The 11,208-nt window shown below is 55.4% G+C and carries 10 protein-coding genes and 1 pseudogene; 4 read left to right on the top strand and 7 right to left on the bottom strand.

The genetic code is table 11. From position 1 onward, the window contains the following. Positions 1-485, bottom strand: a 485-nt coding sequence (locus QZ197_RS05835; protein WP_296430934.1) for a DMT family transporter, incomplete at its 3' end; no start/stop codon positions are given. A 140-nt stretch (positions 486-625) separates the two neighbouring features. On the opposite strand from QZ197_RS05835, the gene pepT reads away from it, so the two are divergent. Further along, positions 626-1,864 (top strand): peptidase T, encoded by a 1,239-nt coding sequence (pepT, locus tag QZ197_RS05830; protein WP_296430933.1) that lies wholly within the window; start codon positions 626-628, stop codon positions 1,862-1,864. Between the two features lie 70 nt (positions 1,865-1,934). Here pepT and QZ197_RS05825 read toward each other — a convergent pair whose 3' ends face one another. From QZ197_RS05825 to QZ197_RS05800, 6 genes are all read right to left on the bottom strand, one after another. Next, positions 1,935-2,225 carry an HU family DNA-binding protein gene (locus QZ197_RS05825; RefSeq protein ID WP_296430932.1) on the bottom strand — a complete coding sequence of 97 codons (291 nt, stop codon included), beginning with the start codon at positions 2,223-2,225 and terminating at the stop codon, positions 1,935-1,937. Between the two features lie 132 nt (positions 2,226-2,357). Continuing rightward, positions 2,358-3,839 carry an AMP nucleosidase gene (locus QZ197_RS05820; RefSeq protein ID WP_296430931.1) on the bottom strand — a complete coding sequence of 494 codons (1,482 nt, stop codon included), beginning with the start codon at positions 3,837-3,839 and terminating at the stop codon, positions 2,358-2,360. After that, a complete protein-coding gene (ade, locus tag QZ197_RS05815) occupies positions 3,836-5,635 on the bottom strand; it encodes an adenine deaminase (protein ID WP_296430930.1) in 1,800 nt (599 codons plus the stop codon). The genes QZ197_RS05820 and ade overlap by 4 nt, the downstream gene beginning before the upstream one ends. A 30-nt stretch (positions 5,636-5,665) precedes the next feature. Then, entirely contained in the window at positions 5,666-6,154 is a 489-nt protein-coding gene (locus tag QZ197_RS05810) for a TspO/MBR family protein (protein WP_296430929.1), read from the bottom strand. A gap of 29 nt (positions 6,155-6,183) precedes the next feature. Continuing rightward, complete coding sequence (gene crtB, locus QZ197_RS05805) at positions 6,184-7,206, bottom strand: 15-cis-phytoene synthase (RefSeq protein ID WP_296430928.1); 1,023 nt, start codon at positions 7,204-7,206, stop codon at positions 6,184-6,186. Continuing rightward, entirely contained in the window at positions 7,203-8,741 is a 1,539-nt protein-coding gene (locus QZ197_RS05800) for a phytoene desaturase (RefSeq protein ID WP_296430927.1), read from the bottom strand. The genes crtB and QZ197_RS05800 overlap by 4 nt, the downstream gene beginning before the upstream one ends. A gap of 108 nt (positions 8,742-8,849) precedes the next feature. Here QZ197_RS05800 and crtA point away from each other — a divergent pair, with 108 nt between their 5' ends. The 3 genes and pseudogenes from crtA to QZ197_RS05785 form a co-directional block, all read left to right on the top strand. After that, the gene (gene crtA, locus QZ197_RS05795) at positions 8,850-9,554 is read left to right on the top strand and encodes a spheroidene monooxygenase (protein WP_296430926.1); all 705 of its coding nucleotides are present in this window, start codon (positions 8,850-8,852) and stop codon (positions 9,552-9,554) included. Next, positions 9,548-10,552 (top strand): magnesium chelatase ATPase subunit I, encoded by a 1,005-nt coding sequence (bchI, locus tag QZ197_RS05790; protein ID WP_296430952.1) that lies wholly within the window; start codon positions 9,548-9,550, stop codon positions 10,550-10,552. The genes crtA and bchI overlap by 7 nt, the downstream gene beginning before the upstream one ends. Further along, positions 10,545-11,208 (top strand): annotated as a pseudogene (locus QZ197_RS05785) (magnesium chelatase ATPase subunit D); the annotation flags it as partial. The gene bchI and the pseudogene QZ197_RS05785, both read left to right, overlap by 8 nt.

Genomic DNA, 11,208 nt, shown 5'->3' with positions numbered 1-11,208 from the left:
ACGGTCAACGAAATCACGCCAATCACACAAAGCAAGACACCGAAAAGATCAACGCCACCTTGCACTCTGGCACCCATGATCAGCACCACGCCAATCGCGCCGGCGATTAGACCCGCCAATCCAAGTGGCCGAACTCTTGTTCCAAAAACAAACCATCCAGCAACGGCCACCAACAACGGCAAGGTTGATGCAATAATCACCGCCAAGGACGCCGGGATCGTTTGCATCGCAACAAAATTCAGTCCCAGATATAGTGCATTCTGACAAATCCCAAAGATCACGACACCCAGCCATTGCCGACGACTTAACCGCGCTGATTGCCCCAAAAGCCAAGCTATGCCGATACCAATCAGGCCCGAGACCAAGAACCGCAGCGCTAGCGCTGTCAGCGGCGGCGCGTATTCCACGATGACCCGCGCCGACGTGAATGCCGAAGACCACATCAGCGCAAACGCCAATCCCATCGCGATTGCTTTGATGTCCATCAGGGTCCCCTTTGGAACAGGACTTAGCCAAACGGATCACCTGAATGCAATGGGGTTCAGGGCTTTAACCAAGACGTGATCCTATCTTGACTCTGCGAAGGCTGTCATGCCTGTTCATACCCATTCACCAAGGAGTTTTCATGTTCCAGTTTAACGCCGAATTGAAGGCCCGTCTGATCCGTTATTGCGCCGTAGACAGCCAATCCGACATGGACAGCAGTTCCGCCCCGTCCACCCAAATCCAGCACAAGATGCTTGACCTTATGGTGGAAGAACTGACCGAAATCGGCGCATCCGAAATCACCAAGACAAGCTATGGCACCGTCATTGCAACGATCCCCGGAAACGTTGAAGGGCCAACCCTCGGGTTCTTGGCACATGTCGACACAGCCCCGCAATTCAATGCGACAAACGTAAAGCCTCGGTTGATCGAGGGCTACAACGGTGGCGCGATCACCTATCCTGACGATCCGAATCTGACGCTATCGCCAGAGGATTTCCCCTATCTCGCCCAGAAAGTCGGCGATGACATCGTCGCTGCATCGGGACTGACCCTTTTGGGGGCTGACGATAAAGCAGGCATCGCCATCATCATGACAGCCGCACGGCATCTTCTTGAAAACCCGCAGATCAAGCGACCGACGATCCGTGTGGCTTTTACCCCCGACGAAGAAATTGGGCGCGGTGTTGATGAAAACTTGCCCAAGGACCTTGGTGTCGATTTCGCCTACACATTCGATGGCGGTGATTTGGGCGAAGTCGTCTATGAGACATTCTCGGCTGATTTTGCAGTTGTGGCCGTCAAAGGCGTTTCGATCCATCCGGGCACTGCCAAGGACAAACTGGTCAATGCGATCCACCTCGCGTCCAAGATCGTTGACACCCTTCCGCACACGACATTGACCCCTGAAACAACAGACGGCCATGAAGGGTTCATCCATGCGGTCGACATGAAAGGCAGCGCCGCCGAAATGGTGGTTCGGTTCATTCTACGCGACTTTGAATTGGACGGGTTGGCGGCTAAAGGCGCGCTGGTCCGACAAGTCTGCGAAACGATCGCGGCGACAGAACCGCGTGCAGAAATTGACTGCAAGATCACGCCGCAATACCGGAACATGCGGTACTGGCTGGAGGATGACATGACACCTGTTGATCTTGCACGCGCCGCCCTAGCTGATTTGGGCATCGAAGAACAATCTGTCCCAATTCGCGGCGGCACGGATGGATCGCGCCTGACCGAAATGGGCGTGCCCTGTCCGAACCTGTTCACGGGGATGCAGAACATACACGGACCGCTAGAATGGATATCGGTTCAGGATATGGAAAAAGCGACGGCGCTTTGCCTTCGGATTGCAGAGCGCGCCGCGCAACCTTCATAGGAAACGAAAAAAGCCGCCCTGTTCGGGGCGACCTTTTCCTAACTTCGCAACTGGCCAATGGCCGAATAGCTTAGCCGTTCACGCTGTCTTTGAGCGCTTTGGCGATTGTCATTTTGACAACCTTGTCAGCGTCTTTCTTGATCTGCTCGCCCGTGGCAGGGTTGCGAACCATACGCTCTGGACGCTCACGGCAATAGATTTTGCCAACGCCAGGAAGTGTCACAGCGCCGCCGCCGGATACTTCTTTGGTGATGATGCCTGTCACCGCATCCAATGCAGCACCGGCAGCTTTTTTATCCATGCCTGTTTCTTCGGCCAGTGCAGTTACAAGCTGCGCTTTTGTCAGTGGTTTAGTCGCCATTTTTCTGGTCTCCCTCAATCGCCCCAGCAGTAGGGCCTATTACCCGCACATTTAACGGCATCTTGTGTGTGACCACAACGATTAGTGTTACATTACCTAATAAAATACGCTGTTTTTCGCGTTTTTGTTGCCTCAGAGGAAGGCCGTCTCTTCAAAACTACGCAATTTCCGACTGTGAATCCGTTCTAGCGGCATTTCACGCAAGGCTTCCATAGCCCGAATTCCTATCATCAAGTGCGCCGCGACCTGTGTTTTATAGAAATCAGAAGCCATCCCGGGCAGTTTTAACTCGCCATGCAGCGGCTTGTCACTGACACAAAGAAGCGTGCCGTAAGGGACCCGAAACCGGAAACCGTTGGCTGCAATAGTCGCACTTTCCATATCCAATGCAATGGCGCGCGACTGCGATAGCCGCTGCACAGGACCTGCCTGTTCACGCAGTTCCCAGTTGCGGTTGTCAATGGTGGCGACCGTGCCGGTCCGCATAATCCGCTTCAACTCGAAGCCTTCTAGAGCGGTCACATCTGCCACTGCCTTTTCCAGCGCAATCTGGATTTCAGCAAGCGCAGGGATCGGAACCCAAACGGGCAGGTCATCGTCCAACACGTGATCTTCGCGCAGGTACGCGTGCGCCAGTACGAAATCACCCAAGCGCTGTGAATTGCGCAAGCCAGCGCAGTGACCCACCATCAACCATGCATGCGGACGCAACACTGCAATATGATCTGTCGCTGTCTTTGCATTGGACGGACCGACACCGATATTGACCAAAGTTATCCCGCCGCCGTTCTTGCGCTTGAGGTGGTACGTCGGCATTTGCGGCAATTTCGCGGGCGTTATGATTTGGGTATCAGGGTCCGTGATCTCGATGTTTCCGGTACTGACAAAGCTCGTGTAGCCACTATCAGGATCGGCCAACATCTGGCGCGCATAGCCTTCGAATTCTTCGACGTAGAACTGGTAGTTCGTGAAAAGAACATGGTTCTGGAAATGCTCGGCTGCGGTGGCGGTATAGTGGGCCAGCCGCGCCAGCGAATAATCAATACGCTGCGCGGTAAAGGGCGCCAGTGGCAATGCACCATCAGCGTAGGTGAACCCCTGACCGTTAACGATAGCATCATGGGTCGTGCTTAAATCCGGCACATCAAAGTTGTCGCGTAGGTTGAATTCCATTGATCCGTCATGCGGCACTGTCAGCGCCGGATCATTGGCGGCGGCAAAATGCACCGGCATTTCTGTCGTCGAAGGGCCAATCACGACGGGCACGCCGTGACTTTGCAGCAGCAAACCAATCTGTTGTTCCAGATACGCCGCGAATAGATCAGGGCGGGTAACTGTCGTCGCGTACATCCCCGGTTCTGCCACGTGGCCAAACGACAAGCGCGAGTCCGTTTTGGCATAAGTCGTCGTCGTCAACCTGATTTCAGGATAGAAGGCACGTACACGGGTTTCTGGCTGCCCTTCGGACAAGGCCTTTACGAAATTCTCGGATAGGAATTTGACGGCTGTCTGGTAAATTTCCTGAAGACGGGCGACAGCCAGCTTGGGATCGGTAAAGCTTTCGTGCTTGGGGACATCTGGTGTCCTAATTGACACTTGCGGGGCCACGTTCATGCGTTTTCCTCGAATAATTCGGTAATTTCAAATTTGTCGACATCCACCAAGCCCAAATCAGAGATCCGTAACGATGGGATGACAACCAGCGCCAGCAATGAATGCTGCATATATGCGTTGTTCAATGTGCAACCACATTCGGCCATAGCCGCAACCATCTTGTCAGCTTTCGCGGCGACCTGCGCTGCTGGACTGTCAGACATCAGGCCGGCGATAGGTAGTTCGACCAATGCGAGTTCCGCGCCGTCTTTCCACACAGTCACGCCGCCGCCAACCTCGCCCAATCGGTTTGCTGCCGCAGCCATCATGGTGCGGTCGGTTCCAACCACAATCATATGGTGGCTATCGTGTGCAACGGTCGACGCCATAGCCATCCGCCCTTGATATCCGAAACCAGATACAAAACCGTTAACGACTTTGCCCGTCCCTTGATGCCGCTCTACAAGCGCGATCTGATAAACGTCATCCTGACCTTCAACCAACCCATCAACAACAGACAGTTCAGCGGTCAATGCTTCGGTGGGGGCTTGATTTTCGACAACGCCAATGACCTTTGCAAGGACAGAGTTTTTTCCGCTCGGTGCATGAATGGCGAAATCGCTATCATCCAACACTTTGCCCATATGCACCGTATCGCGGGCATCAGCAGGCCAATCGTAGTGCGGGCAATCCACGGTGATCTTGCCGCCTTTGGCAACCGTTTGACCGCGCGCGATCACTTCTTCTATCGGCAAGGTCGTCAAATCAGACGTCAGAATCATATCCGCCCGCCGCCCGGGCGCTATTGAGCCAATCTCGCGTTCTAACCCGAAATGCGTGGCCGTATTGATCGTGGCCATCTGCAAAGCGATCACCGGATCACAGCCACAGGCGATTGCATGTCGCACAACGCGGTTCATATGTCCTTCGTTCACTAGCGTGCCAGAGTGGCTATCATCGGTGCAAAGAATGAAATTCCGCGGGTCCAACCCTTTTTCAGTGACCGCCGTTATCTGGCTTTCGACATCGTACCATGCCGACCCAAGGCGCATCATCGACCGCATCCCGTTGCGGACGCGGGCCAGTGCGTCAGCCTCTGCCGTGCCTTCGTGATCATCTGCCGCACCGCCTGCAACATAGGCCGAAAACGCGATGCCTTTATCAGGTGACGCATAATGCCCGCCTACTGTTTTACCTGCGTTCATGGTGGCGGCCATTTCAGCAAGCATTTGGGGATCGCCATTGATCACACCAGGGAAATTCATCATCTCGCCCAGACCGATGATACCGGGCCAAGCCATTGCCTCGGCCACGTCCTCAGCTGAAATCTCGAAGCCTGTCGTTTCCAAGCCAGGGGCAGAAGGAGCGCAGGACGGCATCTGCGTGTAGATATTGACGGGCTGCATCAGTGCTTCGTCATGCATCATGCGCACACCGCGCAAGCCCAATACATTCGCAATCTCGTGCGGGTCTGTGAACATTGTCGTTGTGCCATGCGGAATGACGGCTGCAGCAAATTCAGCAGGGGTCAGCATACCGCTTTCGATATGCATATGCCCGTCACAAAGGCCCGGGATCAAATATCGCCCTTCGGCCTCGATCACGCGGGTGTTGTCACCGATGCAATGCGACGCGTCAGGACCAACATAGGCAAAGCGCCCTTCGGCTACGGCAACCTGCCAGCCATCAAGAATTTCTCGTGTTTGCACATTCACCAGCTTACCGCCGCGAATGACCAGATCAGCCTTTTCGCGGCCTGCTGCGACAGCGACCAAACGGGGGGCAACTTCGGCCCATGATTTGATGTGATTTTCCATCCCCAATGGTTTCACCGTTTGGGGAGACGTTCAAGAGGGATCAAGATCCTGCAGCTTCAAAGGTATTTGATCAGGGTTCAAACGCACCATTGTGACGTTCAAAGCTGCCGCTACCGTGACCCAAGCCAGATAAGGCAAAAACGCCAGACCCGCCCACAGATCCAACTGCATATGTGTTATCGTGGCCCCAAGAACGGCAATCCAAAGGCAAACCATGATCGGCACAGAGCCCCGCAAATTGCGCAGCCCAAAGAACACCGGTGTCCAAAGCGTGTTAAACGCGATCTGCAACGCCCAGAACGCCAACGCATATCCGCTGCCCTCCATTCCTGCGACCCGCGCGCCTGCAAAGGCCGCCAATAGGTAGATCGAGGTCCACATCACAGGAAAGACCCAATTCGGTGGGGTCCATGTTGGTTTGTTCAGGCTTTTGTACCATTCACCTGTCGGAAACAGCGCACCGGTGGCACCAGCCCCGAAGGTCGCCGCGAGAAACAAACAAAATAGCCAGATATCCATAGCGGTCCCTTTCAAGGTACCCGCTACACTTATGCCATCGGGCGGTCAGTTCCAATGGCTGCTTCGCGTGCTTTCAACTCGGCCAAGATATCAAGGACAGAGGTCGAACGCGCCTGTTCAGGCCGCGCGCGGCTAGCCGCATCGACCAAGAACGCAACTTCGGGCAGTGGTTTAGCGTAAACAACCGCAGATTTTGGCATGATCAGCGATGTGGCAGCGCGCGCGCCCGCCTGCATGACCCAACCCAGTTTCTGGCGACCACTTGTGCGGGCGCGCATCGAGATACTGTCGTAGCCTTGACTGCGAAGTTGCTTGCCAATGCCTGCATAAATCAATCGCGACGCCCAGATCCCTGTCCGCGCCTGCAACGGCAGCACGTTAATCCCCGCCTCTGATCTAAGATAAAGACGATCCGCTTCGGCAAGCAGACGCTTTACCATCTTGCGCACCTCATTCGTCGGCAGCGGGTCCCGTACAAAATTCACTGGATCAATGCCAGCTTCTGCCAGCCAATCGAGCGGCAGATAGATACGCCCCATCCGCGCGTCTTCACCAACATCACGCGCGATATTCGTTAGTTGCATCGCAACGCCAAGGTCGCAAGCACGCGCCAACGCATCAGGGTCACGGACACGCATAAGCACGCACATCATCGCACCAACCGCACTGGCCACACGGGCGGAATAGTCTCTAACACCGCTTAAAGTTTCATATCGACGCTCTGCAGCGTCCCACGCAAGACCTTCAAGCAAGGCATCGGGCAAGGCGCGAGGCATATCAAATTCTTCGATTATTGCGGCAAAGGCGCGGTCTTCGGGTGCATTGTGCGGCTTGCCCGCATAGGCCGCGTCCAGCCGTTCTTGCAGACGCAAAACAGCACCAGCCTGATGATCGCCTTCGTCAACTTCATCATCTGCCAAACGGCAAAACGCATAGAGCGCCAGCGCTGGATCGCGTACCTTTGTCGGCAGTAATTTTGAGGCCGCATGAAACGACAGCGACCCATGACGGATCGCTTCATGGCAATGCGCTAGATCATCTGGATGGATCATTCGGCAGCCACTTTCATCTTGGTTATCACAGGTGCATCCGGCACCATTTTCGCCAGGACTTCTGCACTGGAAATCACGCCGGGCACGCCCGCACCGGGATGGGTACCAGCGCCCACCAGATACAAGTCTTTGGCCTCTTCGCTGATGTTATGCGGACGAAACCACGCCGACTGCAGAATGCGCGGCTCGATAGAGAAACCAGACCCGTTGGGTGACAAGTAACGATCGCGGAAATCCTCGGGCGTGAGCACCATTTCGGTGCTGATAAGTTCGGCAAAACCCGGCAAGGTCTTTTCGACCTCTGCCTGCACCTTGGCCTTATAAATCTCGAGCTCCTTTTCCCAATCAACGGCATCATCGAACCCTAGATGCGGGACGGGGGACAGGACGTAGAACGTATCATCACCGGCAGGTGCGACGCTTGGATCGGTCTTTGCGGGGCGATGGATATAGAGGCTCATGTCGTCGGACAGCTTGCCCTTGATAAAGATGTCGCGAAGAAGCCCCTCATAGCGCGGCGCGTTCGTTATCGTGTGATGGCCAACATCCGGCCACATCTTTGCAGTACCTTTTGTACCGAAATACCAAACAAACAGACCCATCGACCAGCGGCGTGATTTCAGCTTTTTATCGGTCCAGCGTTTGCGGGGATGATTGCGCAAAAGGCGCTGGTACGTATGACCTGCGTCAGCATTACTAACCACGAGTTGGGCTGGAATAGTGTCTGAATTTGTAAGCCGAACCCCCGTCGCGGCGCCATCTTCGATCAGAATCTCATCGACCTCAACACCTTGGCGGACTTGCCCGCCTTGGGATTGAATAACGCGGGTCATGGCGTTCGCAATTTCTTGCACGCCGCCCATCGCATAGTGCACGCCAAACTCTTTCTCGAGATAGGCCACCAGCGAATACATTGACGTCACATGCATCGGGTCACCGCCGATGAACAGCGGGTGAAACGACAGCGCCATGCGCAAACGGGCATCTTTGACACGGGCCTTGGCCAGACCAAGGATAGACCGATCGGCGCGCAACATCGCGAACTGCGGTAGAACTTTGATGGTTTCCCACATGCGGTGCATCGGCTTGGCGACCATGCCTTCGAAACCAACCTTATAACAACGCTCGCTATCCTTAAGGAAACGCTTGTAGCCTTTCACATCGCGAGGGCTAAGACGTGCGACCTCTGCCAGCATAGCCTCGGTATCTTGGCGGGCAGTGAATTTCGAACCGTCCTGCCAGCGGACCTCGTAGAACGGATCCATCGGACGCAGATCAACATCCTTGTGAAAATCGCGACCACAGGCAGCCCAAAGGCCCTCGTATACTTGAGGCACAGTAATGATCGTCGGCCCCAAATCGAATCGATGCCCATCTTGGGTCACAGATGACCCACGACCGCCGGGTTGATCCAAACGATCCAGCACGGTGACGGCATAGCCCTTGGCACCAAGGCGCATTGCAGCGGCAAGTCCGCCCAATCCCGCACCAATCACAATTGCCGCATTTGAATCGTTTTGATTGTCTGTCATCATTGCTCGACTCTAATAGTGTAAACGCAAGTTGACAATTCTTATCGTGAATACCTTCCCATATGCGACGAAATGTGTCAGAAATTCCTGACACATCACGAGGTTCCGCCAGTGACTCAGACCGTTAGCCTATCATTCTTCCGCTTTGCCGGGCCCTTGGCCCGCGTGTGGGCGTTGACGATGATGGGCGGCGCACGTCTCCCTCTTGGCCGCACTCCTGACATTGGTTTTTGGAAACTTTGCGGGTCGGGAACTGGCGAAGGGTTCACCCCCGTACCAAACACCGCTGTCTATGCAATTCTCGCTACTTGGCCTAACGCGGAAACCGCGCGCGATCGCACACAGACGGGGGTTTTTGCGCGCTACCAAGCGAAAGCCAGCGAAAGCTGGACCGTCTTTTTGCAAACGCAGACCGCGCGCGGCGCATGGTCGGGGCAGACACCGTTTGAGCCATCGGGCGCGCAATCAACAGGCCCGTTAGCCGCCCTAACGCGCGCGACCATCAAGCCCAGCATTCTGAAGCGGTTCTGGCGGCGCGTGCCGAATATCTCGGTGATGATTGGCAAAGACCCCAATGTCGCCTTTAAGATCGGCATCGGCGAAGTTCCGATGCTGCATCAGATCACATTTTCTATTTGGCCGTCTGAGCAGGCAATGGCCGGATTTGCCCGCACCGGGCCCCATGCGGAAGCCATTCGTGCCGTGCGCGACGAAGGCTGGTTTCGCGAAGAACTTTACGCCCGCTTTGCCGTTCATTCAGATCGTGGAACGTGGAACGGCACCTCACCCCTAGCTAAGCTTGAGACAACATTATGACCCCATTCCCATTCTCCGCCATCGTCGGTCAGGAAGAAATGAAACAGGCAATGATCCTGACTGCCATCGATGCCAGCATCGGCGGCGTCTTGGTATTCGGTGATCGCGGGACTGGCAAATCGACAGCCGTGCGCGCGCTGGCGGCATTACTGCCCCCGATCAAGGCGATCAAAGGCTGCCCCGTGAACAGTGCAGCAGCCAAAGATGTGCCAGATTGGGCCGGATTAGTGTCGAAACGCGCCCATCAAATGCCCACTCCCGTCGTCGACCTGCCACTTGGCGCGACCGAGGACCGCGTGACAGGTGCGCTGGATATCGAAAAGGCGCTGACCAAAGGCGAGAAAGCATTTCAGCCCGGTCTATTGGCCCGTGCCAACCGTGGATACCTTTATATCGACGAGGTGAACCTGCTCGAGGATCACATTGTCGATTTGCTGCTCGATGTGGCGCAATCAGGCGAAAATGTCGTGGAGCGCGAAGGCCTTTCAATCCGTCATCCGGCACGTTTTGTGCTGGTCGGATCAGGAAACCCGGAAGAAGGTGAACTGCGTCCGCAATTGCTGGACCGTTTTGGCTTGTCCGTCGAAGTCGCGTCACCAAAAGAGGTCGCAACAAGGGTCGAGGTCATCAAGCGCCGTGATGCGTTCGAGAATGATAATGCCGCATTCATGCTTCGTTGGCAGGCCGAAGACGCGACAATCAGAGATCGAATTTTGACAGCTAGAAAGAGTCTAACAAAGCTAAAAACGCCCGAAAAGATGCTTACGGACGTGGCAGAGCTTTGCTTGGCTTTGGGGTCTGACGGGTTGCGCGGCGAGTTAACATTGCTAAAAGCCGCCCGCGCATACGCTGCTTGGCGCGATGACACCGCACTGACGCGTGCCCATATCCGGGATATGGCCCCAATGGCGCTGCGTCACCGTTTGCGCCGCGATCCATTGGACGAAGCTGGCAGCGGCACACGTGTTGCACGGACAGTGGAAGAAGTCCTTGGCTAGCGATATTTGGACCCGTGCAAAACTGGCGCTGCAGCTATTGCAGCTTGACCCGGGGCTGGGCGGTATCTGCGTGCGTGCGCGGTCTGGGCCTGTGCGCGATCAGCTGGTGAAACACTTTGATCCCAAGGCCCGCAAACTACATCCGACAATATCAGACGAGGCACTATTTGGTGGTCTGGACTTGTCGGCCACTTTGGCGTCAGGGCAGCTAGTGCAGGAAAAAGGGATTCTTGCGACGCCAGGGACACTCGTTTTGGTAATGGCAGAGCGTGCAACAACTGGATTGGCCGCGCGTTTAGCCGTCGCTTTGGATAAGAACCAAGGCCATGTTCTGATTGCTTTGGACGAAGGTGCGGAACCGGACGAAGTGCTAAATCCCAAACTGGCAGAGCGTTTTGCATTCCATCTTGATCTGTCCAATTGCACGATTAGCGACACCGACACAGCTGGTCCAAAGGAACATTCCGTTCGGTTAAATGACGTCTTTGTCCCATCTGATATGCTGCCCCAAATCATTCGTACCGCGCTGGAACTGGGTATCGACAGCATGCGCGCGCCATTGTTCGCGTTGCGCGCGGCGCGCGCCCATGCAGCGCTTTTGGGCAGGGATAGTGTCACATCTGACGATCTTGAGGCAGCTTGTGCCTTGACCCTTG

This window comes from Yoonia sp. (assembly GCF_017854415.1).
Lineage (GTDB): Bacteria > Pseudomonadota > Alphaproteobacteria > Rhodobacterales > Rhodobacteraceae > Yoonia.
Note: the sequence above shows the minus strand (reverse complement) of the source record. Positions and strands in the feature narration are given on the sequence as shown.